This window comes from Gottfriedia luciferensis, assembly GCF_002156865.1.
Lineage (GTDB): Bacteria > Bacillota > Bacilli > Bacillales > Bacillaceae_G > Gottfriedia > Gottfriedia luciferensis.
This window is the reverse complement of the sequence record NZ_NCTA01000010.1, coordinates 1-23,580: the sequence shown is the minus strand read 5'-3', so window position 1 is coordinate 23,580 and position 23,580 is coordinate 1. Positions and strand designations below refer to the sequence as shown.

At 33.6% G+C, this 23,580-nt stretch carries 21 protein-coding genes and 1 tRNA gene; 5 read left to right on the top strand and 17 right to left on the bottom strand.

The window, feature by feature from the left end:
- Position 1: 1 nt before the first annotated feature.
- The 9 genes from B7R67_RS09380 to B7R67_RS09345 all read right to left on the bottom strand — a co-directional run bounded on the left by B7R67_RS09380 (position 2) and on the right by B7R67_RS09345 (position 7,583).
- Entirely contained in the window at positions 2-1,357 is a 1,356-nt protein-coding gene (locus B7R67_RS09380; RefSeq protein WP_088069776.1) for a PTS sugar transporter subunit IIC, read from the bottom strand.
- 45 nt (positions 1,358-1,402) lie between these two features.
- Positions 1,403-1,705, bottom strand: coding sequence for a PTS sugar transporter subunit IIB (locus B7R67_RS09375; RefSeq protein WP_088069774.1), 303 nt, complete (start codon positions 1,703-1,705; stop codon positions 1,403-1,405).
- Positions 1,706-2,157: 452 nt separating this feature from the next.
- Complete coding sequence (locus tag B7R67_RS09370) at positions 2,158-2,484, bottom strand: PTS lactose/cellobiose transporter subunit IIA (RefSeq protein WP_088069773.1); 327 nt, start codon at positions 2,482-2,484, stop codon at positions 2,158-2,160.
- 25 nt (positions 2,485-2,509) lie between these two features.
- Positions 2,510-3,865, bottom strand: coding sequence for a PTS sugar transporter subunit IIC (locus B7R67_RS09365; protein WP_088069771.1), 1,356 nt, complete (start codon positions 3,863-3,865; stop codon positions 2,510-2,512).
- Between the two features lie 43 nt (positions 3,866-3,908).
- Positions 3,909-4,211 carry a PTS sugar transporter subunit IIB gene (locus B7R67_RS09360; RefSeq protein WP_088069769.1) on the bottom strand — a complete coding sequence of 101 codons (303 nt, stop codon included), beginning with the start codon at positions 4,209-4,211 and terminating at the stop codon, positions 3,909-3,911.
- Between the two features lie 360 nt (positions 4,212-4,571).
- Positions 4,572-4,865 carry a DUF6509 family protein gene (locus B7R67_RS09355; RefSeq protein ID WP_088069767.1) on the bottom strand — a complete coding sequence of 98 codons (294 nt, stop codon included), beginning with the start codon at positions 4,863-4,865 and terminating at the stop codon, positions 4,572-4,574.
- A gap of 339 nt (positions 4,866-5,204) precedes the next feature.
- Positions 5,205-5,357, bottom strand: a complete 153-nt coding sequence (locus B7R67_RS22080) for a hypothetical protein (RefSeq protein WP_158095059.1) — start codon at positions 5,355-5,357, stop codon at positions 5,205-5,207.
- Between the two features lie 183 nt (positions 5,358-5,540).
- Positions 5,541-5,614, bottom strand: a tRNA-Arg gene (locus B7R67_RS09350).
- A gap of 529 nt (positions 5,615-6,143) precedes the next feature.
- Positions 6,144-7,583, bottom strand: coding sequence for a 6-phospho-beta-glucosidase (locus B7R67_RS09345; protein WP_088069765.1), 1,440 nt, complete (start codon positions 7,581-7,583; stop codon positions 6,144-6,146).
- A gap of 166 nt (positions 7,584-7,749) precedes the next feature.
- Between B7R67_RS09345 and B7R67_RS09340 the strand changes: the two genes are divergently transcribed.
- Both B7R67_RS09340 and clpP read left to right on the top strand, forming a co-directional pair.
- Complete coding sequence (locus tag B7R67_RS09340) at positions 7,750-8,718, top strand: LacI family DNA-binding transcriptional regulator (RefSeq protein ID WP_088069763.1); 969 nt, start codon at positions 7,750-7,752, stop codon at positions 8,716-8,718.
- Positions 8,719-8,908: 190 nt separating this feature from the next.
- Complete coding sequence (clpP, locus tag B7R67_RS09335) at positions 8,909-9,502, top strand: ATP-dependent Clp endopeptidase proteolytic subunit ClpP (RefSeq protein WP_088069761.1); 594 nt, start codon at positions 8,909-8,911, stop codon at positions 9,500-9,502.
- A 93-nt stretch (positions 9,503-9,595) separates the two neighbouring features.
- Here the strand turns inward: clpP and B7R67_RS09330 are convergent, their stop codons facing one another.
- The 8 genes from B7R67_RS09330 to B7R67_RS09295 all read right to left on the bottom strand — a co-directional run bounded on the left by B7R67_RS09330 (position 9,596) and on the right by B7R67_RS09295 (position 17,706).
- Positions 9,596-9,853 carry an HPr family phosphocarrier protein gene (locus B7R67_RS09330; protein ID WP_088069759.1) on the bottom strand — a complete coding sequence of 86 codons (258 nt, stop codon included), beginning with the start codon at positions 9,851-9,853 and terminating at the stop codon, positions 9,596-9,598.
- A 28-nt stretch (positions 9,854-9,881) separates the two neighbouring features.
- Complete coding sequence (gene whiA / locus B7R67_RS09325; protein ID WP_088069757.1) at positions 9,882-10,832, bottom strand: DNA-binding protein WhiA; 951 nt, start codon at positions 10,830-10,832, stop codon at positions 9,882-9,884.
- An 18-nt stretch (positions 10,833-10,850) separates the two neighbouring features.
- Positions 10,851-11,837: a gluconeogenesis factor YvcK family protein gene (locus tag B7R67_RS09320; RefSeq protein ID WP_088069754.1), complete on the bottom strand. Its 987-nt coding sequence runs from the start codon at positions 11,835-11,837 to the stop codon at positions 10,851-10,853.
- Positions 11,837-12,721 carry an RNase adapter RapZ gene (gene rapZ, locus B7R67_RS09315; RefSeq protein ID WP_088069752.1) on the bottom strand — a complete coding sequence of 295 codons (885 nt, stop codon included), beginning with the start codon at positions 12,719-12,721 and terminating at the stop codon, positions 11,837-11,839. Before rapZ ends, B7R67_RS09320 begins: the two co-directional genes overlap by 1 nt.
- A 29-nt stretch (positions 12,722-12,750) precedes the next feature.
- Positions 12,751-13,209, bottom strand: a complete 459-nt coding sequence (locus tag B7R67_RS09310; RefSeq protein ID WP_088069750.1) for an NUDIX hydrolase — start codon at positions 13,207-13,209, stop codon at positions 12,751-12,753.
- Positions 13,210-13,834: 625 nt separating this feature from the next.
- Positions 13,835-15,055, bottom strand: a complete 1,221-nt coding sequence (locus tag B7R67_RS09305) for a cyanophycinase (protein ID WP_088069748.1) — start codon at positions 15,053-15,055, stop codon at positions 13,835-13,837.
- Positions 15,056-15,081: 26 nt separating this feature from the next.
- A complete protein-coding gene (gene iadA, locus B7R67_RS09300; RefSeq protein ID WP_088069746.1) occupies positions 15,082-16,254 on the bottom strand; it encodes a beta-aspartyl-peptidase in 1,173 nt (390 codons plus the stop codon).
- 33 nt (positions 16,255-16,287) lie between these two features.
- The gene (locus B7R67_RS09295) at positions 16,288-17,706 is read right to left on the bottom strand and encodes a YfcC family protein (protein WP_088069744.1); all 1,419 of its coding nucleotides are present in this window, start codon (positions 17,704-17,706) and stop codon (positions 16,288-16,290) included.
- Between the two features lie 265 nt (positions 17,707-17,971).
- On the opposite strand from B7R67_RS09295, the gene B7R67_RS09290 reads away from it, so the two are divergent.
- The 3 genes from B7R67_RS09290 (at position 17,972) to B7R67_RS09280 (ending at position 23,460) form a co-directional block, all read left to right on the top strand.
- On the top strand, positions 17,972-20,026 hold the full coding sequence (locus tag B7R67_RS09290) for a sigma-54 interaction domain-containing protein (RefSeq protein ID WP_088069742.1): 2,055 nt from the start codon (positions 17,972-17,974) through the stop codon (positions 20,024-20,026).
- 172 nt (positions 20,027-20,198) lie between these two features.
- A complete protein-coding gene (locus B7R67_RS09285; RefSeq protein ID WP_088069740.1) occupies positions 20,199-20,519 on the top strand; it encodes a hypothetical protein in 321 nt (106 codons plus the stop codon).
- 436 nt (positions 20,520-20,955) lie between these two features.
- Complete coding sequence (locus B7R67_RS09280; protein ID WP_088069739.1) at positions 20,956-23,460, top strand: cyanophycinase; 2,505 nt, start codon at positions 20,956-20,958, stop codon at positions 23,458-23,460.
- Positions 23,461-23,580 lie beyond the last annotated feature (120 nt).

Sequence of the window (23,580 nt, the reverse complement as noted above, 5' to 3'; positions counted from 1 at the left end):
ATTACATCGCAGCACTTTGATTATTTGCTGCTTCTCTTATCTTTTTAGCATCCATTCTCTCTTGCATTGCAACGAATGGTAAATAGATCACTACTGAAATAACTAAGTTTATTGCTGCCAAAGCTGCACCTGTCCAATGTCCACCAGTTGATAGCCATCCACCTAAAACTGGTGGAGTTACCCATGGAATGTTTGTTGTTACAGGATGAACTAAGCCCCATGAAATTGATAAATATGAAGTAATTGTTAATACAATTGGTGTACCAATAAACGGTATGATCCACATTGGATTTAATACGATTGGCATTCCAAATAGAATTGGCTCATTAATCTGGAATAGACCTGGCGCACCACCTAGTGCAATCATTTGTTTATTACGCTTTCTATTCACTAAAACCATTGCAATAATTAAACCTAATGTTGCACCTGAACCACCTAAGAATACGAAAGCATCAAAGAATGGACCAGCCATTACATTATAATCACTCCATTTAGAAACTCCTTTTGCTGCTAAATCAATATTATGATTTCCTAAAGAAGTAAATAAAGGAGTAGTAATTCCACCTAAGATATTTGGGCCATGTAATCCAAGTACCCAGAAGAAGTGAATAAAGAATGCAATACCAATCGCAAATGGTAACGAATCCGCTGCATTCGTTAAAGGTTTTACAAGCACTGAATTCAACCAGTCATTAAAATATACTCCGTCAGATAGATATAATCTAAATAATAAACCAACTAGTGCAATGCTAAAAATTGTTAACATACCAGGTAATAATTTCGCAAATGCTTTTGAAACAGCCGGTGGAACACCATCAGGTAATTTAATTACTAATTGTTTTACCTTTGTTAGACGAATAAATATTTCAGTTGCAATAATTGCTACTATAATTCCAGTAAATAACGCTGTTGAATTTGTATAGCTCCAGTTTACTAATCCCCACGTACTACCTGTAGCTTTTTCGCCATTTTCTAGCGTAACAGATACTGTATTTAATGATTGAGGAACTAATACGAAATAGGATGCTAAGGCTACAAGCATTGCCTCGAAACCTTCATCACCATAGGAACGAGCTAACTTATGTGATATCCCAACTACTGCAAAAACAGTCATGAACGCAAGTGTTCCCCACCAAATGTCCAAACCTAATGTATTCCATTTAACGCCAAAAAGTGATTCCATCATTTTGTCGTAGCCTTTAATTGCGCCACCTAAGTTATTGAATAATACGGCAAATGAACCTACCATCGTAATGGCAATCATTCCAATTAATGCATCACGTATAGCTAATAAATGACGTTGGTTACCGAACTTTGCTGCAGCTGGCATTATATATTTTTCTACAAAATTCATCATTTTTTCTACGACTCCTTTGTGTGATTAATTATGAATTTACTGCTGTTACTTTTTTAAACTAAGTGCTAATTCTAAAACAGCTTCACCGTTCATTAAACCGTAGTGAACAGGATTAATAACATCAACTGGGATCCCTTTTGGTTCAGCGATTTTCTTCATCTCCGAAGCTAAATAACGAACTTGTGGTCCTAATAATAGTACATCTGCTTGATCTAAATTATCTTTTGCAGCATCACCAGATACTGCCCAAATTTTTGCCTCTATGCCTTTTTCCTTTGCTGCATTCTCCATTTTAGTTACTAGTAAACTAGTAGACATCCCTGCTGAACAAGCTAATAAAATATTCATTATTATTCCTCCTAGTATTAGTATGTTGTAGCGCTTACAAATTTAACTGCTCGCTATAAGCACGATTCCTCAAGCAATCTACAAATTATTTAATTCGTACACTCTTTTATATAGCAAATGGCGTGCCAAGTTTTTAACTCTTATAAGAAATTACCTGTCTAATAGCTTACAAGCCTTGTTCTGTAAGACATTTAAGAATTTATTTCTTTTTAAAACATTGAAGTCTATTTTCTCTATTTTTCTTAGTGTGTTAGTTTTTTTTCATAAATTTTCTAAATAAGTTTTAGTGTGTCATTCTTTAGCTAGTGTGTTTAAATACAAACACACTATATAATAGTGTTTTAAAAAAACTAAAAATACTCACTTTAAATTATACACTTGATATCTTGTTTCCTTCGCATATGGGCAATAAAAAAAGTGATGTAGATTGAATCTACATCACTTTTTATCATTCATTTATTTAGTGAAGTCTTTTCATGCAAGTAAATAATTTCCTCAACTAAATCTCTTGTAGTAAGAGTGTTCATTAAATGATCCTGCGCATGTACTAACAATATATTAATTTTATATTGTTGCCCGCTTGCTTCACTTTGAATTAGCGAGGTTTGAGAATGATGAGCATGCCGTAGTTCTTCATTCGCTTCTTTTACTTTCTCACGTGCTTCCTCAAATTTCCCCTCGCGAGCTCTATACATCGCTTCCATTAATAAACTCTTTGCATTACCTGAATGAAGTATAAGTTGAAATGCAATTTGTTCATTATTCGTGTCGGTACGCATTTGCACTCGTCTCCTTCAAATTCTATTAAAGATTTAATGAGTTATCACTTACAGTTTCTGTTGATTTTTTAGATTCCATTCTTTCAGCTACTATAACGAATGGTAGGTAAATAACAATTGAGATTACAACGTTAACTAATGCTAAAAGAGCACCACTCCAGTGACCACCCGTTGCTAAATATCCGCCAATGATTGGTGGTGTTACCCACGGAATCGTTGATACAACTGGGAATACAATATGTGAAGCAACAGCTAAATAAGAAATAATTGTTAAAACGATTGGAGTAAGGATAAATGGTACTAACCAAACTGGGTTTAATACAATTGGTAAACCGAAAATGATTGGTTCATTAATATTAAATAATCCAGGAGGGGTACCTAAAGCAATCATCTGTTTGTGACGTCTACGGTTAACAATAAACATCGCAATGATTAATCCAATCGTTGTACCAGAACCACCCATATAAACGAAAGCATCTAAGAATGGACCTGCTAATACTGAATACTTATCTAAATCTGTAACACCTTTAGCATATAAGTCAATATTGTGGTTACCTAAAGTTGTTAATAATGGAGTTGTAATACCTCCTAAAATATTTGGACCATGTAAACCTAAAGCCCAGAAGAAATGGACAAAGAAAGCAATCGCAACTGCAAATCCTAATGAATCAGCTGCATCAGTTAATGGTTTTACAAGGACTGAATTTAACCAGTCGTTAAAGAATACACCGTCTGAAATGTATAATCTAAATAATAAACCAACTAATGCGACGATGAAAATCGTTAACATACCTGGTAATAATTTAGCAAATGCTTTTGATACAGCAGGTGGAACACCGTCTGGTAATTTAATTACCAACTGTTTTACTCTAGCTAATCTTACAAAAATTTCTGTTGCAACTAGTGCCACGATAATACCAGTGAATAACGCAGTAGAGTTTAAAGAATTCCAGCTTACAAGGCCCCAAGTACCACCTGTAGCTGTTTTACCTCCATCTAATGTAACAGATACTGCAGCTAAAGATTGTGGAACAAGTACAAAATAACAAGCTAATGCGACAAGCATTGCTTCAAAACCTTCATCACCATAAGAACGAGCTAATCTATGTGCAATACCAACTACAGCAAATACAGTCATGAACGCAAACGTTCCCCACCAAATGTCTCCACCTAATGTTTTCCAGTTTGCACCGAATACTGTTTCCATCATCTTATCGTAGCCATGAATTGCGCCACCTAAATTATTTATCAGTACCGCAAAAGCCCCGATCATCGTAATTGCAATCATGCCAATTAAAGCATCACGAATCGCTAACAAATGACGTTGATTTCCAAACTTCGCCGCTGCAGGCATTATATACTTCTCAGCAAAACGCATCATTTTCGTACACCTTCTTTTCTCTCTAGTTTTTAAATACCCCGTTTTATTTCTTCAAATTTATAGCCATTTCTAATACAGCTTCGCCATTCATCAACCCATAATGCACTGGATTAATAATATCTACTGGTATCCCTTTAGGCTCTGCAATCTTCTTCATTTCTGAAGCTAGATAACGAACCTGTGGCCCTAGTAGTAATACATCTGCTTGTTCTAAATTTTCTTTTGCAGCATCTCCAGCGACAGCCCATATTCTTGCTTGAAGCCCTCTTGATTTAGCCGCTTGTTCCATTTTTGTAACTAGTAAACTAGTTGACATTCCTGCTGAACATACCAATAAGATATTCATTCTCCACCTCCTACTTAAATAATCCTGTCAATATAACGCTTACATTTTTACAAATAATGACAAAAGAACTATGCGTTATTTAGACAAGTAGTTAAATCAATTTAAGTATTGCAAATTATGTGCCAATTTTCTAAAAAGTCTATAAATTATAAATGCAAAATAAAAAAACCTTGAAAAATCAAGGTTTTAAAATTCAACATATTTTTTGCATTACGAATTTGTAATGTAGTGTTTTAAAAGTGTGTAAACACATTACCTACTGTGTTTATAAAAATTCAATAGTGTGTTATAAATCAGCCTAAAAAGCCTATATTCTAGCTCAGTGTGTTTTGATTAACAACACAATCATAAAAAAACGTATTAATCCTCAGTTGTTAAATGCGATTTACAAAATTCGAACACTTCTTTTTCTTCATCTTCTTCTAAATCAAAATCTAAATAATTATTCGTTTCAGTTTCAAATAAATCATATTTAATTAATTTTGACTCTCCGTTATTTAATCCAAAAAGTACTTTTATGTAGATCCCTTTTTCATTATATAATTCGTCATCCTCTGGCACGTCAATATATAACAAAAATTCATAACGATTGCCTTCTATAATACCAAATGGGTCTTTAATTTCTTCTACAGTGTATTCAGTGATTGTTAACACACAAACATTCCCTTCAAATTTAATATGTACTATTATACACAAAGGAATAAGCAAAAAGAAAGACGCCTGCCGCAGCAGACGTCTTGATGCGTTTGAGGCGAGAGACCGGGCGGCCACATCCGCGCGTTTAGCTTACGCATATCTCTCGACTTACTCAAATTAGCTCATCGCAATTAGTAATATAACATATATTTTTGAAAATAGATAGAGGAAAAAATTAGGGCAGAGTTAAAAGATAGGAAATACAGGTAGTTGGAAATGTTTGAAGAAAAAGAGCCGTTTGGTTTGTTTCTTTAAACTTTAATCAATCAAACGGCTCAATATGTTAGCATTTTTTAGTTAAAAACAAAATTTAATTATTTTTAAATCGATGCAGTGTTTCTTTTTGGTTGATGGATAAAGCTTGTAGGTTTCATTATATTTTAGCTCTCTTTCCATTTCCTCTTTATTGAATTTAACTATTTCCTCTAAGAACCAAGAATTCGTATCCATTTCGAAATCCCCCTTTTTCTTACTTTAAATATATGATTTAAAGTAAGAAAAACCCATTCATCATTGGATTGAGATTGTTACATCTTTAGTCTTAGTTCGAAAGGATGTAGAACATAAAAAAACGAGTGATATTAATCGCTGTTAGATGTAACAGGTAATATCACTCGTTTCAGTTTGTTTTAGCGCGCTCGACAGGATTCGAACCTGCGACACACGGTACCGGAAACCGATGCTCTATCCAACTGAGCTACGAACGCATGATTTAATTTGTTTGAGAAATTATATACTCTTTTTGTCGCCCCAATCTCAGTAGGTAACTCAAGTAACATCTCCATCGGTTACACTTTAAACTGATATTCACTCTGTTTAAACCCTTGCCTCAGATGGAGTTTACAAGTAGTGGCTCGGCAAGTGCGCTCGATGTTGTTTCATTGGAGCTTATTCATTCGTGCTCTATCCAACTGAGCTACGAACGCATAAGAGCAGGATTGAGGATCTAGGATCAAGGAAATGCAGGATCCAAATAGATAAAAACTAAATAAAGACTAAGTATTTCTCGAACTTTGTATTTTTAGTAAATCTTGTATTTAATTATATCGTTTGAAAGTTCTGACCGCAATGATTTAGGTTGTTTTTTCATTTGTTAAATTGTTCTTTTGCTGTAAAAGGATAGTTGTCAGACTGATGATAAACGCTTGCCTTCTGTGGTGTTCATCAGTTTTTATGGTAACTCAGTGCCTCGAAAGACAAGCGTTTTTCCGTCAGTATAAAAGTCAGCTGAAGAACTTATAAATTTTCTCCATTTGCTTGAATGACTTGTTGGTACCAGTAAAAGCTTTTTTTCTTTATTCTTCTTAGTGTGCCTTTACCTTCATTATCTTTATCTACATATATATAACCGTAGCGTTTTTTCATTTCTCCAGTTCCTGCACTTACTAAGTCTATTGGGCCCCAGCTAGTGTAGCCAATAATTTCTACTCCATCTTTAATGGCTTCTGACATTTCAATGAAGTGTGCTTTTAAGTAATCGATTCGATAATCATCGCTTATTGTGTCATCTTCCTCTAAGACGTCTATTGCTCCTAGTCCATTTTCAACAATAAATAATGGTTTTTGGTAACGCTCATGTAAATGATTACATGTAATTCTTAATCCTTTCGGGTCAATTTGCCATCCCCATTCCGAAGCTTTTAAATACGGATTTTTAATAGATGCAAAAATATTCCCTTCTGTTAACTGACTTAATACTTCAGGGTCGGTACTAGCGCAACGACTCGCATAGTAACTAAAACCAATATAGTCTACCGTATTATTTTTTAAAATTTCTTCATCACCTTTTTCCATAGCGATCTGAAGATTATTTTCCTTAAAATATCGTTTGGCGTACCCAGGATATTCGCCTCTTGATTGAACATCAATGAAAAAGAATGATTCCCGGTCTTTATCAATCGCTTCCCATATATCGTTTGGATGACATGTATAAGGATAAGTTGCTCCCGCTGCAAGCATACATCCGATTTGAGCATTTGGACTAATTTCATGGCAAGCTTTTACAGCTAAAGCACTTGCCACAAGTTGATGATGTGCTGCTTGATAAAGAACTTGTTCCTTATTCTCCTCTTCATTCACAATGATGCCTGCACCAATAAATGGAGCATGTAAAAGCATATTAATTTCATTAAACGTCATCCAATATTTAACCTTATTTTTATATCTATCAAATATCGTTCTAGTATAATTCTCATAGAAACCGATCATTGCTCTATTTTTCCAGCTACCATACTTTTCGACTAAATGAATCGGCACATCAAAATGACAAGTCGTAACGACTGGTTCAATATTATATTTTAGCAATTCATCGAAAACATCATCATAAAATTGAAGACCTGCTTCATTCGGAATCTCATCGTCACCATTCGGGAAGACCCTCGACCATGCAATTGATAATCGCAGGCATTTAAATCCCATTTCTGCAAACAAGGCTATATCCTCTTTATAGCGATGATAAAAATCAATCGCCTCATGTGATGGATAATAAACACCATCTTTTAATTTTAGTGAATCTACTTTTCCTAACATAAATGAAAATCGCTCTTTTCCTGTAGGAAGTAAATCAACAGTAGTTAATCCTTTTCCACCTTCTAAATAAGCACCTTCAGCTTGATTTGCAGCAATTGCGCCTCCCCATAAAAAATTTTCAGGAAATGTCGATTGAAACTTACTCATTTTGGTTCTCCTCCTATTCAATTTTTCTTATATTCTTTACATGGCTATCATAATTTCTGAAATGCATTTCAGGTCAACCATTTTTTATTAAATTTTTGGAATAATCAATGACTACTATGATAATGTAGTAGTAAGAAAGCTGGATCACATTTAAGGGGACTTAAGTATGTTAAATATTAAAGAAATTGCTAAACTTTCAAATGTGTCACCAAGTACGGTTTCAAGAGTCCTAAATAATCATCCATATGTTAAAGAAGAAACCAAAAAAAAGGTACTCAAAGTTATCGAGCAATTTGATTACGTTCCAAATTTAAATGCAGTGAAACTAAAAAGAGGCAGAAATTTTTTAATTGGAATTATTACGCCAGAAATAAATGAAATATTATTACCATACATAAATAGCTTTATTTCGATCGCAAATGAATACGGTTATAAGACGATTACGTATTCGACCCAAAATGAAAAAGACGGGGAGCTTGATGCTCTAGAGGCTTTACGAAGAAAAGAAATCGATGCCATCGTTATTACAATACGTAGGACAAAATGGAGTGAAATTGAACCTTATAGTAAGTACGGTCCTATTATCGCTTTAGAAAGAGTAGATTCTGATTTCGTACCTTCCGTCTATTTAGACCAATATATTGGTTACTGTATGGCATTAGAGTATTTAATACAAAAGGGTTATCGAAAGATAAGTAATGCGTTTGGAAGAATGGAAGGATTGAATACGTTTAGAAGAATACAGGCATACAGAGATGTATTAACAAAATATAATCTTCCAATTATCGAAGAATATAACTTTACAAATATTTATTCCAGTACAGATGGTGAAAAAATCGTTCAACGAATACTGAAACTAGATGATCCACCAAGCGCAATCATCTGTTCAAATGATTATGTTGCTGCTGGAATTGCTTCTGAAGCAAAAAGAAAAGGATTAGAAGTACCGCGTGATTTAGCTATTATAGGGTTTGATAATCATTTAATGGCGAAGATTTTAGACATAACGACCATCCATAACCCAATTAAAGAACAGGCAGAAAATGCTTTTAAACTAATTTATAAAAAACTTGAAAATACTTCTCTTGCTACAGTTCCACTAGAATTTCAGTTAATCAAAAGAAAAACTACATAAAGTTACGTTTAATAATAGGAAAAGTCGTTAATGATGTTGAAGTATTACATAAGTAAATATGTTAAAAAAGGTCTATTACTTTTAGCTTTATAAATACATTAAATAGAATATCTCTTTTATTTGACCTTTTCTGACCTTAAGGGTATTATTGAATTAATCAATCTTTTGTTTAAAAAAAGGAGGAGAAAAAATGAATTTAATTCCTACAGTTATTGAACAAACAAGTCGTGGTGAGCGTGCTTATGATATTTACTCTCGTCTTTTAAAAGACCGCATCATCATGTTAGGTAGTGCAATCGATGATAACGTAGCTAACTCTATCGTTTCACAGCTATTATTCTTAGCAGCAGAAGATCCAGAAAAGGATATTTCATTATATATAAATAGTCCAGGGGGAAGCATTACTGCTGGTATGGCTATTTATGATACGATGAACTTCATTAAACCTCAAGTATCTACAATCTGTATTGGTATGGCAGCTTCAATGGGAGCTTTCTTACTAGCAGCTGGAGAAAAAGGTAAAAGATACGCTCTTCCAAATGCGGAAGTAATGATTCACCAACCACTAGGTGGCGCGCAAGGTCAAGCGACTGAAATTGAAATTGCAGCTAAACGTATTCTATTCTTACGTGATAAATTAAACGGTATTCTTGCAGAGCGTACTGGTCAGCCTCTAGAAACAATTGAGCGTGACACAGAACGTGATAATTTCATGACTGCAGACCGTGCATTAGAATATGGATTAATTGATAAAGTAATTTCGAATACTGCAGCAATTAAATAATGACACGAAACTAGCCGAATTGACTCGGCTAGTTTTTTTATTTATTAAAGCAAAAAAAATAGGTATTCATTTAAAATGAATACCTCGAAAGTTTTAAATTTCTTCCCCAATAAAGTCTAACATAGCTTCCATTGCTTCAACTTCATCGTCACCTGTAACAGTAATTGTTATTTCTTCACCGTAAGGTACCGCAAGACTCATTACGCCCATGATACTTTTTACGTTCACTTGTCTACCTTTGTATTCTAATAATACTTCTGAACGAAATCTCGTTGCGACTTGAACGAATTGTGCTGCTGGACGAGCCTGTATCCCAGTTTCTAATAGTACTCTTCCTTTTTTCTCAACCATCTTCTCTTCCCTCTTAACTTATTTTATTTTATTTTATTTTAATTGGTTCGCCTGCTCTTAGTTTGTCAGCTATTTCATCAATTTTACGTAATCGATGATTTATGCCTGATTTACTAATCGCACCACTCGATACCATTTCTCCTAATTCTTTTAACGTTACATCCTCATATTCTACTCGTAGTTCCGCTATTTCGCGTAGCTTTGGTGGTAAAATATCTAATCCTACCGAGCTTTGGATATATCGAATATTTTCAATTTGTCTGAACGCTGCACTAATTGTTTTATTTAAGTTCGCAGTTTCACAATTTACTAGACGATTAACACTGTTTCTCATATCTCTTACAATTCGAATATCTTCAAATTTCAATAGAGCTGAATGTGCACCTACAATGTTTAAAAACTCAGTAATTTTTTCTGCTTCTTTTAAATAAGTAATATATCCTTTACGTCTTTCCAATGTTTTCGCATTTAGACCGAATTCATTCATTAGACGGCAAATTTCTTCTGTATGTTCTTTATAGAACGAAAAGATTTCCAAATGATATGAAGAAGTTTCTGGATTATTTACTGATCCACCCGCTAAAAAAGCACCTCTCAAATAAGAACGCTTGCAACATTTTTTTTCAATTAATTGCTTTGCTATTTCATTTGTAAAACTAAATCCTTCACCTGTTATATAAAGATCTTTTAAAATATGCTGTGCCTCTTCTTTAATTCGAACAATATAAACATTATTCTTTTTAAGACGCATTTTTTTACGAACGAGTAATTCAACGTCCACATCATAAACTCGTTTAATTAATACATAGATCCTTCTTGCAATTGCAGCGTTTTCAGTAACAACATCTACAATAAATTGGCGATTTGCAAATGATAATGAACCGTTCATTCGAATTAAGGAAGATAGTTCAGATTTCGAACAACAATCTTTGATTTCGATTGTCGTTAACTCTTTTTTCGTTTCTGATGCAAAGGACATTTGAATCACCCCCTCCTTCTACAACTTACTTTTCTTTGATTCTTTAATCTTTGTTGGAATTAGATCGCATAATATTTCCGCTAATTTTACGGTATCATGTCTAATGACATTATTATCATACTTTACGATTGATTTATGAACAATTTCTAGATTTAAATTATTCAGCTCATCAAAATCTAGTTGCACTTGTTGAGCATGCTCTTCGATATATAGTTCTAAAATATTATTAGGCATTTTACCTTCATTTACAATAATTGTATCAATAAAGCTTGAATCTAGATGCTGATATAAAGCTTTTACGTGATCACTTGCCGTATAATGCAAAGTTTCACCAGCTTGTGTCATAACATTACATACATAGACTTTTTTAGCAGTTGAATTAATAACAGCCTTGCCAATTTTAGAAACTAATAAATTCGGAAGGATACTCGTGTATAGACTACCGGGGCCAATTACAATTAAATCAGCACGTTTGATTTCATCAATAGCTTCTTTTAGTGGCTCAACGTTACCTGGTGATAAAAATACTCGTTTAATTTTCTTACCCGAATATGGAATTTTCGATTCCCCAGAAACGATTGTGCCATCCTCTAGTTCGGCTTTTAATACGACGCTTTGATTAGCAGCCGGAATAACTTTACCTCTGACATTTAATACTTTTCTCATTTCGATAATCGCTCGGTAAAAATCACCTGTAATTGCAGTCATTGCACTTAACATTAGATTCCCGAGGGAATGACCGGAAAGGTCTCCTGATGTTGCAAACCGATGTTGGAATAATTCCTCTAGCATCGGTTCTACATCAGATAAAGCAGCTAAGACATTTCGCACGTCTCCAGGCGGTGGAATTTTCAATTCGTCTCGTAAACGACCTGAACTTCCACCGTCATCTGCTACTGTAACGATTGCAGTGATATCTACGGGATGTTTTTTCAACCCACGAACTAAAACAGATAAACCCGTTCCACCACCAATAATAACTATTTTCGATTGTTGACCTGCCATTACTTATGGCTCCTTTTTTCAACATCTCGATGGCTTACATTTGTATCATATTGATCTTTAAAGTAGTTCGCTAAATATTCCGCTAATGTAACTGAACGATGCTGACCACCTGTACAACCAATTGCAATGATTAATTGACGTTTACCTTCTCTTTTATACTGCGGTAACATAAAGCTAATTAAATCAATTAATTTCAGCATAAATTCAGTAGTCTCATTAAATTTAAGAACATATGAGGAAACTTCTTCATCTAGACCAGTCAATGGTCGCATTGATTCAATATAAAATGGGTTTGGTAAAAAGCGTACATCAAAAACTAAATCCGCATCAATCGGAATACCGTACTTAAAACCGAATGACTGGATGTTTACTGAAAAACCTTCTTGTTCATTCTCTCTGAACTGTTTAATTATTTTTTCCCTTAATACTTTAGGTTTTAAATCTGAAGTATCATATATTAATTGTGCACGCCCTTTTACTTCAGCTAAAAATGTACGTTCCATCTCGATTCCTTTTAATGGAGAACCCGTTGGAGAAAGAGGATGTGAACGACGAGTTTCTTTATAGCGAGTAACAAGAGCTGCATCTGTTGCATCTAGGAATAATATTTGAGGGATGATTGAAGGAGTAGTCATTAATTGATCTAACGAACTTCCCAATTGATCAAAAAATTCTCTTCCTCGTAAATCCATTACAAGAGCAACTTTATCTGTTGTATGGTGATCTGGATCCTTTAACAGCTCTACAAATTTTGGCAGTAGAGCAGGCGGAAGATTATCAACACAGAAATAACCGATATCTTCTAACGCTTGAACAACAACGGTTTTTCCAGCACCTGACATTCCAGTTATTATAACCATTTTTACGTGTGATCTTGTAGGCATTTATCTCAACCCTTTCTATGAATTTTAGCTTAGCTAGGATTTAATCGGTATCTTAATAATTCAAAATCTGGTGTGTAGACAAAGGTACCATGCAAAATTTCAGTTCCTTTTAGTAAATAATCAATAATATGATAATCGCCTTCAGCCATTGGAAGTTTTTTCACTTCATCAACTGAATGCCAGCTAAGAATACCTTCTTCGCATTCATCTTGATTCTCACCATCAAACTCAGTAGCTAAAAATGAAAACATCATCCATTCATTCACTACCTTTGCATCTTCTTCTATAATAATTGTAAAAACACCTTTTAATTTTGGGTTTTTCAAATAAACACCTGTTTCTTCACGATATTCGCGAACAACAGCTTCTCGTATATTTTCACCTGGTTCCATTTTACCACCAGGAGCAACCCACCAGTTTCTTCTAGGCTTTTGTAGCAGGAGGATATTATTTTCATTTAATAAAACACAATGTGTTACTCTTTGCATTTTTATACCTCACTTACAATTTCTACTTGCAGTTAGTTGAAACTGCCCATTCTATATTATACCGTTAAACCGATTTCTCAACAACTTCAAACAACGTCGTCATTATTTATTCTTTTCGAGTTCTAACGATAAAACAATACATGAAATTACAAGCATTCATAATAAAAAGAACCCTAGTCTTAACACATAAAATGTGCACAATCTAGGATTCTTTTTTAAAATAAGGCTCAGTTAAAAAGAAGGTTGATTTCCATTTTAGGATGCTCGCTTTCCTTAAGAGCAGGAACAAGGAAAGGCAGGATCTAGGGGAAAGGAAAAAATATTAAAAGACTTTAGAGAATTTTATTGATTTCCTCTAAGTAATTTATATCCTAGATGCTTTCCCTGCATTTCCTGCTCTTCCTGCTCTTCCTGTCTCCCACCTTCCACTCCAATCAACTTATTGTTCAATGAAAGTATTCATAAAAAACGATTTAAATATTCTCTACTTAGAACAAATGATTAGTCAGTTAAACAAATGACAAATTCAAAAAAACAGCATCTTTTATATTGACCGTTATATATTTCAACACTCTGAAAAAGAAGATTTACTGTAATCGTAAATCTTCTTTTTATTATTTTGAAGTTAGTAATTTACACTTAGTACAACATTGCTAACTGTATATTTACTATTCTTATAATAACCTTTTGTATTCGAATCCTTTAAAAATTTTAATGTAAATTGCGGACCAGTTTCGTAACTATCACCATATAAATAAGATACATTTGTATCTACTAATCTCGTAATTGTTGTTGTAGTTTCATAAGCTGAAAAAATATCAGATGAATCACGAATAGTTGAATAGTAAGGAGTCGTGATTAATGTTTTGGTTGATGTAGTTGCTTTTGTGCTAGTGTTATAGGAATCCCCAGTTGTTAAATAACTTACTTTTACATTATTTGCTGTAAACGATGAACCAGTACCGTAAGTTGCATTTGTAGAATCGACAATGAAAACACCATGTTCACCATATACTTTACCAGTTGTACCGTTAAGATAAAGTGCCGTATTTTCATCAATTCCGTAACCTACTTTTTGACCTAAATCTCTCTCAGCTAATAATATACGACCGATTCGACCTCTTGCATCGAAATGTGTATCAATAGCAGCATTTACAAAACCAAATCCTGTAGTGTAGCCACCATTATCAGGATACAGGGAATCAGCTAAAGATATATCACTAATTTTTTTAGACACTAGACGATTGTAATATAAATAACCGTAACTGACACCTTCTCCATATGTTTTAGGACTTTGAACAGCGGTTCCAGCACTCGTCCCTGAAATAATAGCTCCAGCTGCTGCTCTTTGTTGGATTGCAGCAAAGAGTGGGGTAGGAGTTCCATCGTCTTTTAGTAAACTTCTTACATGGCGGGACTGATCGCCACCGTTAAAGAAAATAACATCTGCTGAGTTAATTAAATCAATATTACTTTGTTTATATGCTTCTGTTGTATAGTTATCTACTGCTACCGGAATAAAAACAGGAGTAAAACCATAACTAGCAAACAAATTCTTATAAGATAAATGGCCAGTTATATCGTTAGTGTATGCGTCCAATGCTGTTGCATAATCAGCAGCTGCACTACATACGATTGCAACGACTGGGTTAGATTTTCCTGTTGCTGCTTTAAGAGCATTGTAAATTTCAGCATTATTATCATCAATTGCACCACCCATTAAAAATACTTTAGGTGCGGCTGCAGCTTCAACATTCTTAGCATTAGGTAAAATAATCGTAGATACTATTAAGGGTAATATTAAAAACACAGTAAGTAATATCAATCGTTTAAATTTTCGATGCATAATTAATTCCTCCTAGTGTTTAAATGCTATTCAAATGTACCTTTTTTAAGTGGAATTCCATTATCAACCATTGTTAGCCCATGAGCTAGAACTGTTTCAACTTGTAATGTATCTTTATTTAATAAAACAATATCAGCATCGTTACCTTCTTTAATGTTACCTTTGTGTGATAGCTTTAAAACTTGTGCCGGATTACTAGTAATAACTTGTAAAGCGACTTCTAATGGAATTCCTTCATCCATTACTGCATCTCTTACTTCTTGATATAAAGATGAGACCTTTCCGATTTGTAGTCCCAAATAATCTCCATTTTCATCAAAGAAAGGAAGACTTGCCTGACCGTCAGAAGAGAATGTTATGTTTTCAATCTGAACCCCTTCCTCAAGCATAACGCGTAGCCCTTTGCTACATTTAACTTCGCCTTCTTCTAAAAACTGTGGAATTGTACTTGTCGTAAAATCTACATAACCACCTCGAAGTGCATAATTAATCCCTGATTTAAATAACTCTTCATTCCGATTAATATGAGTCGGATGAAACTGACGAATTGGAATATTTGTACATTCAACAAGTTGATGTAGAAGTGAAAGTTTGTCTTTACCATCACCAACATGAATTTCTAAAATCCCGGCTTTACCAGATAAAATTCCGCCATTACGTGCAGCCGATGCAATTTTTGAAAGTTCTTCAATTGTTGGTTCAGAAGATCGATGATCCGCAATCGCAATTTCGCCAACACCTATAATTTTATCAATCAGAATAATATCACTTTGAATTGATTCTGTTAGTGTTTTAACAGGAATTTGATATGAGCCAGTATGAATATAACAAGTAATCCCTTCTTCTTCTAAACCGCGAGCTTTTGCAAGTAGACTCTCCATTGTTCTTGTTGTTCCATCTGTACCTAGTACACCTACAACTGTAGTAATCCCAGCCTTTGTAATGTTAGTCAGCATCAGCTCGGGGGTACGTGTTTTAAATCCGCCTTCTCCACCACCTCCAATGATATGTACATGAGAATCAATAAAACCAGGTACAACGAAAGAGTCGGAGGCATCTATGACGTTACAGGAAAAAAAGTCGGATGGAATAGGAATATGATCACTAATCATTTCGATTTTTCCACCAGCAAGAAGCAGATCCTTTTTGCCGATAGAGTGTGGTGTGAATACTTGCCCGTTTTTTATTAAAGTTATCAACTTTATTCTCCTCCTAAATCTTCGGTTAATTTACTAGAATGGTCCGTAGTTTATTAAGTGTGCGATCACAACCGCAGCTAAACCGATTAAATATTGAATGAACACTAATGGGAAAATCCATTTTGCCCATTTTGTCCATGGAATCCCTGCGATTGCTAATCCCGCCATTAACGTTCCAGCTGTAGGGAAGATGATGTTTCCGATTCCATCTGCAAAAGAAAATGATAGTACAGCAGTTTGACGAGTAATTCCTAATAGGTCAGCAAGTGGAGCCATAATTGGCATTGTTAACATTGCATGGCCACTACCAGAAGCTAAAATAAAATGAATTGCGGCTTGGAAATTGTACATTCCAACAACACTTAAGTAAGCTGGAATATGTTTAATTGCTTCAGAAACCCCGTGAAGCATTGGATCAACGATATGACCTTGATTTAATACAACTAAAATTGCACGTGAAACACCGATAATAAGTGCACCACTAATTAAAGAAGCAGAGCCTTGCGTAAAAGATTTAACAACATCATCAATTGATAATCTACCAATTATGCCAATAGCAATTGTTAAAATTACAAATAAAGAAGCAATCTCAGTAATATACCATTGGTATTTAATAACACCAAACGCTAAAATAATATAGTTTATAAGAAATGCAACTAAAATCCATTTATGTCTAGATGATAGTCTAGATTTTGAAGTTAGTAATTCATTAGTTTGTTCAATCGAATATTTTCCATAAAATCCTAAATTAGGGTTTTTCTTTATTTTCATAGCGTATCTGTAGATAAATGCAACAGATACTAAATAAACGATTACGAATAATACAAGACGAAATCCCATTCCAGAAAATGTAGGTAATTCAGCAATCCCTTGAGCTATACCAACTGTAAACGGATTCATAATTGCTGTTGTAAAACCAGCGGATGCCCCAACTAACACAATTGCAGTTCCTGTAATTGTATCAAATCCTAAAGCAAGAGCTAGAGGAATCAATAGTGGAATATAAGCTAGTGTTTCTTCAGCCATTCCCATTAATGAACCACCAACTGCAAAGAACAACATCATAATTGGAATTAATAACTTTTCTCTCGTAGCTAATTTTCTTGCCATCGTTGAGATTAATACTTCGATTGTGCCAGTAGCACTTAGTACGCCAAAAAATCCACCAATTATTAGGACAAAGAAAATGATATTACCAGCTTCAACCATCCCAGAATGAATGGCTTTTACCATTTCGAAAAAACCAACTGGAGTTGCTGCAATCGATTTAAATGAATTCGGATCAACTGTTGAATGGCCATCAACGTCTATATGTGCGTATTCACCCGTAGGCAATATATAAGTAAGGATGGTTGCGATTAGTAAAATTACCAATAATAGTGCAAAGACATTAATTTTACGTTCTTTCTTGACATTGGTCTTAGGTGCTAATTTAGCTTGAATTTGTGTCATACATTCATCTCCTTAAAATAAATAGCTAATAAACGAAAATAGTAAAATATTAGTAAATTAAAACGTTTTCAAAATTCCCCCCATCATTTTTTAAATCATAAAAGCTATTAAAATGACTACATCTTTCTATAAGCAAATAGCGTGCCAAAATTTAAATGTCTTATTTTTGTGAAAATTCAGGATGATTAGCCCTCTAAATGGTTCTTTTTGGTTTAAATCGTGCTATAATAAAACCAATTTTATCAAATAGGATGGGAATTTAGCCATGAAAAATTCACTAACTCTGATAACTGGGAGTACAAAGACAAGACAAGCTTTAACAAATCAACTTATTCAATTGCTAGAAGAGTATATAACAATTAACTCTTTTGCAATTGATGAAGGAGTACCTGACGAGTTTAAGGATGATATTATCCTTTTTTCGTCCGAGGAAGTAAAATACGAAGCTGAAAAGTATGCAAAGATAACGGCTAACCATATCATAGCTGGAAAAAGAACACTTAATCACGAAAATGTAGATAAACTATTGAGGATTGCGGAGGGGACAAAGGTACTCGTAGTGAATGATGGTTATCAATCGACTGTCGAACTAATTCAGTCCCTATACCAGTTAGGTATTAATCATTTGGAGTTTTTTCCATTTAAAAGTGATCAACTTTATTATCCGGATATTCATGTAGCAGTTTCGCCTGGTGAAACGCATTTAACTCCAACATATATAAAAGATGTATTGGATATAGGGGTTAGACTTTTTGATATCTCCACCATTTTACATATCATTGACTATTTTCATTTTAATGATAATATTGCAACTTTAATTTCAGAAAAGTATTTACGCAATATTATTGAGTTACATAGAGATCTTATTGATGCAGAACAAGATGCTAAAAAAATAAATAGGCATATTCAAAGTGTAGTGAATGCAGTCGATGATGGCATTTTAGCTATAGATGGATACAAAAGAATAACTGTATTAAATGAAAGAATTGTTGACTTATTTCATTTACCAAACAATCGTTATGAAGGTAAATATTTAGACGAAATTATAAAGCAACAAAACATAAAAGACTTTATTTTAAATGGAACTGAAACATCCAAATTTTTCTCAATTGATAATGTCGATATCGTCATTTATCGAACTTATAATATTGATGACGAAAGGATAGTAGCAACATTTAAAAGTGTAAACCAAGCATTTGAAATTGAAAAAACAGCTCAGATTGAATTCAGAAAACAAGGTTTTTACGCTAGATATGATTTTAATGATATCATCGGTGAACATCAATCAATTATTGAATGTAAACGAGTAGCTACGAAACTTGCAAAAGCAGAACATCCAATTTTAATACAGGGTGAAACTGGTACAGGTAAAGAGCTTTTTGCACACGCCATTCATCAGCAATCTTTTCGTAAAAACGGACCTTTTTTAGCGATAAATTGTAGTGCATTTACTGAGAGCCTGTTAGAAAGTGAATTATTTGGTTATGAAGATGGAACTTTTACAGGCGCAAAAAAAGGCGGGAAAAAGGGACTATTTGAATTTGCTGATGGAGGAACTATTTTTTTAGATGAAATTGGTGATATCAGTTTAAATGTACAATCACATTTACTGAGAGTTCTTCAAGAACAAGAGATTCGTAGAATTGGTGGAAGGAAAATTATTCCCATTAATGTGCGTGTCATTGCTGCTACTAACAAAGATATCTATCGCAAAATTTCAGAGGGATCATTCCGTTCTGATTTGTATTACAGATTAAATGTTTTAAATCTTTTTATTCCCCCTTTACGCTCAAGAAGGACAGATATTCAATTGCTTGTCCAACACTTTATTTCACAAAGTGGAAAACGTGTATCAATCGAAGAAGATGCTTTGTATGCATTGAGTAATATGGATTGGCAAGGGAATATTAGGGAATTAAAGTCCGTTCTTAATTTTATGCTTACTGTGTGTGAAGGAGATAAGATAACACAAAAGGATTTTCCTCACACAAGCTATGAACAGAATGAGCAGCAATTAAAATCGGATAAGTCTCATTATAGTATTCCAAAAAGTGTCCTTGAAATAAAAGAGTCAATTACAATTCTTGAGACGATAAAGCAATGTAATGAATTAGGTAAAGCAGCAAGTAGAGAGTTCATTTCAAATAAAAGCGAGGAAAAAGGAAGGTATTTATCTACACAGCAAATTAGGCTCCGATTAGATGTTATGGAGAATAAGGGTCTAATAACAAAAGGGAGAGGAAGAGCTGGAACAAAGATTACTGCAGATGGAATCGAATACTTATACTTTTTAAAAGAAAATTTACAAAAAACTATATAAATGAATTGAAGACAATATGGGTAGTTCTTTTCAGTGGAAAACGAAAGAGACATGATTAAGAATGATCCTATTTTCTATCACGTTGTGTCTTTAAAGAGTTGGATTTTTTTCAAAATTGTTTAAAGGTGTTTATCGGTTTAAGTTGAGGCTTATTAATGTAAAGAGGTGAAAAATGATACCTAATTACTTGAGAATTAGAGGAACTACAAAAGAAAATAGATACAAAATCATCGATTATGTGGTAAGTAGTATTAATAAATGTTCTGGATACGTTACAAATCACACGACTTTTTCTAACGCAATTATAGTAATTAATTTCGAAATCGAGTTAATAGGTGTAACTAATTTATTAAACTTGCTAAATAGTAATGGCATTACTTTATTAGATGAAAGTATAGAAGTGAGAGATCATTTTCTAAAAAATATTGATGAAGAAGAATTTAAAGACAAGGAAATAATGGGTTCAATACAAATTTCTTTTTTTCATGAATAAGATTAAATTTAAAAAATTCAGCTGCTCATGAGTTGGTTGAAATTGTTTCTAGATTAAATCGGGAATGGGCATATAAACTCAACATTGTAAGTTAATGAAAATAAATAACTCTGTGTATAGCAGGGTTATTTTTTTATATTATTCCATCAAAATTATTTAATAGATTAGAAGTAGTTTGGATAGTAGCCTAGTATAAAAATGGGGAAATTAATAGATACAAGAATTTTTATGTAAGTATCGTTCAAAACAAATTAATAGTCGTATGCAATATTTTAAACTACATAAACTGGTTTGTATTGGTTGTATTCATTAACCCAAATACTAATATAGAAATGCATGAAATGTAATGAAATCATTGTTGTGACAACCTTCATATTTTTGGTATAAAACTTGCTTTACCCTAAGTAAATAAAAAACTAGGTAAAGGGGTTATGGAATGAGAAAAAAATTGATTGCAATTTTGCTTAGCTTTGTTTTACCATTTTCATTTCTTGGATTATCAAATGTAAGAGCTCAAAGTACAGAAGAATCGATTCAAGGGAATCTTCTGATTGTTGGTGGTGGACTAGGTTCCACGAATAAAGAAGTGTACGAGAAATTTATAAAATTGGCTGGAAATAAAGAGGCGAAAATAGGGATTATCCCTGCTGCTAGTAGTAAATTAAAATCCTCATATGACTTTAAAAACGATTTAATCAATTATGGCGTTAGCCCTGAATCAGTTGAAATATTGCCTTTATCAAATCATGATTTTTCTGATACAGATGAAAATGAGACAAGTTGGAAAGGAAATGCTAATAGTTCAGAATTAGCAAACCATATAAAGAACCTAACCGCTATTTGGTTTGTAGGTGGTGACCAATTACGTATTGTAGATACATTACGTCCGGATCGTATCGATTCAAAAGTCTTACAGGCAATTTGGGATATCTATCGTCAAGGTGCGGTCATAGGAGGTACGAGTGCAGGAGCTGCAATAATGAGCGACAACATGATTACAGGAGGAGATAGCCTTGGGGCATTAAAGGGTTATTATGAAAAAAATCAAGCCCAAGGTGAAGATAAAGAGTATGAACCATTGACAGTTGAAAAAGGATTAGGTTTCTTTCAGAATGGTTTAATTGATCAGCACATGGATGAAAGAGGACGTTACGCTAGATTAGCGATTACTGCAATTCAGTATGAAAATAGTGGGAATTTGGCTTATGGAATTGATGAAGATACTGCAATTGTAGTGAGCAACAAAGAGAAAACGATAGAGGTTTTAGGTCGCAGTGGTGTAGCAGTTATCGATGTAAAAGAAGCGAAAAGAACTGGTAGTTTAGAAAATATTAAACTTAGCTACTTAGCTTCAGGTGACAAGGTACATTTTGATTCTAATACGTTAGATTTTTCGAAAGAGAAATACGAAACAAAAGGCTATGAGTATTATTCTTTTCAAGCATTACCAAATACAGGACTTTTAACTCCTTATGGAAAGTTAAAAGATTATTTAGCATACTCGCTTGTTGATAATAATTCGACGCAATCGTTAAATTCATATTTATATGATAAAGAGGGCAGAGGGTATGAAATTGTTTTTAGTAAATCTCAAGATACAAATGGTTACTGGAACTATACTGATGGACAAAGGGATGATTATTCAATTCAGAATGTAACGATGGATATCCATCCTAAAAAATTAACATTTAAAGAGCAGGATACAGATAATGAGTTTAAGAAGTCGGAATTTAAACTAACTGATAATAATGTTGAAGAATCTATTAAGGGAAATCTAGTAATTGTCGGTGGTGCGTTGGGAAGCAGTAATAGTGCAATATATAATAAATTGATTGAACTTGCAGGAGGAACTGAAAATGCAAGAGTAGGAATCATTCCAGCAGCTAGTACAAAACTGACTTCTTCGAATGATTTTAAAAAAGATTTAATTAAATATGGGGTTAATAAGGATTCAATCGAAATACTTCCAATTTCAAATCATGATTTTAAAGGTACACAAGAAGACGAATCTAAGTGGATAAATAATAAAAACGATGAGCAATTGGTTCAAAAGATAAGTAAGTTAAATTGTATTTGGTTTGTTGGTGGAGATCAGACATTAATTACTTCCTCATTATTAAACGAAAATCAATCAAATTCAAAAGTTCTTGATGCGATCTGGAAGATTTATAAAGATGGAGCTGTAATAGGTGGAACAAGTGCAGGTGCTGCTATTATGAGTAATACGATGATAGCTGGTGGAGATAGTTATGGGGCTTTAAGATATGGTTTTACAAAATTTTATGATGATATGGAACAACAAGAAGGTGGACCGGTATACTTAGAAAAAGGTTTGAATTTCTTTCAATATGGAATTGTTGATCAGCATTTCGATAAGAAAGCTAGGTTAGGACGTTTAATTGTTACAGCATATGAAAAAGGAAAGAAAAACCAGTTAGCTTATGGAGTTGATGAAGACACAGCGATGATTGTAAATAACAATAAACATCAAGTTGATGTAGTTGGTCGCGGAGGATTAACTGTAATTGATTTATCAAAAGTCAGTACAAATAAAAATAGGCTGAACAATTATAAAAATGTTATTGTTTCAGTTATTTCGCCTGGAGATAGTGTAGATTTAGTAACGAATGAGCTGAACATAAGTAAATTAAAAGCATCAACAAAAGGATATGAATATTATAACTCTAAAGTTTCGCCTTACTCAGGAGTATTCTCTCCACATGGATTTTTAAAGAATTTTTTAGCATATAACTTAGTTGATAATGCTAAAATAAAAGAAGTATCTAGTTATAGTTTTAATGGTGACAAAGGATTTGAACTAAGATTTAGAAAAACATCAGAAACGAATGGCTACTGGACGTATAAAGACGGTCAAAAAGACGATTACAGTGTAGTAAAAGTTTCATTAGATATTAAACCGATAAATGTAGACATAAAATAATAGTTTTAATGGTTACAGTCTAATTTTGAATAGGGTATTTTTAGAAATACCCTATTCAGACTGCCCGCCAAACGCTCGCTTTCTTCGTTGCTTCGCCTGTCTGCGGTGCTCATTACCGTT

Bases quoted from the DNA above. Each gene is read 5' to 3' on its own strand.
- B7R67_RS09305 (WP_088069748.1), bottom strand. From the start codon at position 15,055: ATGCATCGAAAATTTAAACGATTGATATTACTTACTGTGTTTTTAATA.
- B7R67_RS09370 (WP_088069773.1), bottom strand. From the start codon at position 2,484: ATGCGTACCGACACGAATAATGAACAAATTGCATTTCAACTTATACTT.
- B7R67_RS09320 (WP_088069754.1), bottom strand. From the start codon at position 11,837: ATGGCAGGTCAACAATCGAAAATAGTTATTATTGGTGGTGGAACGGGT.
- B7R67_RS09310 (WP_088069750.1), bottom strand. From the start codon at position 13,209: ATGCAAAGAGTAACACATTGTGTTTTATTAAATGAAAATAATATCCTC.
- B7R67_RS09340 (WP_088069763.1), top strand. From the start codon at position 7,750: ATGTTAAATATTAAAGAAATTGCTAAACTTTCAAATGTGTCACCAAGT.
- B7R67_RS09375 (WP_088069774.1), bottom strand. From the start codon at position 1,705: ATGAATATTTTATTAGCTTGTTCAGCAGGGATGTCTACTAGTTTACTA.
- B7R67_RS09290 (WP_088069742.1), top strand. From the start codon at position 17,972: ATGAAAAATTCACTAACTCTGATAACTGGGAGTACAAAGACAAGACAA.
- B7R67_RS22080 (WP_158095059.1), bottom strand. From the start codon at position 5,357: ATGGATACGAATTCTTGGTTCTTAGAGGAAATAGTTAAATTCAATAAA.
- B7R67_RS09285 (WP_088069740.1), top strand. From the start codon at position 20,199: ATGATACCTAATTACTTGAGAATTAGAGGAACTACAAAAGAAAATAGA.
- B7R67_RS09360 (WP_088069769.1), bottom strand. From the start codon at position 4,211: ATGAATATCTTATTGGTATGTTCAGCAGGAATGTCAACTAGTTTACTA.
- B7R67_RS09365 (WP_088069771.1), bottom strand. From the start codon at position 3,865: ATGATGCGTTTTGCTGAGAAGTATATAATGCCTGCAGCGGCGAAGTTT.
- B7R67_RS09295 (WP_088069744.1), bottom strand. From the start codon at position 17,706: ATGACACAAATTCAAGCTAAATTAGCACCTAAGACCAATGTCAAGAAA.
- B7R67_RS09330 (WP_088069759.1), bottom strand. From the start codon at position 9,853: ATGGTTGAGAAAAAAGGAAGAGTACTATTAGAAACTGGGATACAGGCT.
- B7R67_RS09345 (WP_088069765.1), bottom strand. From the start codon at position 7,583: ATGAGTAAGTTTCAATCGACATTTCCTGAAAATTTTTTATGGGGAGGC.
- B7R67_RS09380 (WP_088069776.1), bottom strand. From the start codon at position 1,357: ATGATGAATTTTGTAGAAAAATATATAATGCCAGCTGCAGCAAAGTTC.
- clpP (WP_088069761.1), top strand. From the start codon at position 8,909: ATGAATTTAATTCCTACAGTTATTGAACAAACAAGTCGTGGTGAGCGT.
- rapZ (WP_088069752.1), bottom strand. From the start codon at position 12,721: ATGCCTACAAGATCACACGTAAAAATGGTTATAATAACTGGAATGTCA.
- whiA (WP_088069757.1), bottom strand. From the start codon at position 10,832: ATGTCCTTTGCATCAGAAACGAAAAAAGAGTTAACGACAATCGAAATC.
- B7R67_RS09280 (WP_088069739.1), top strand. From the start codon at position 20,956: ATGAGAAAAAAATTGATTGCAATTTTGCTTAGCTTTGTTTTACCATTT.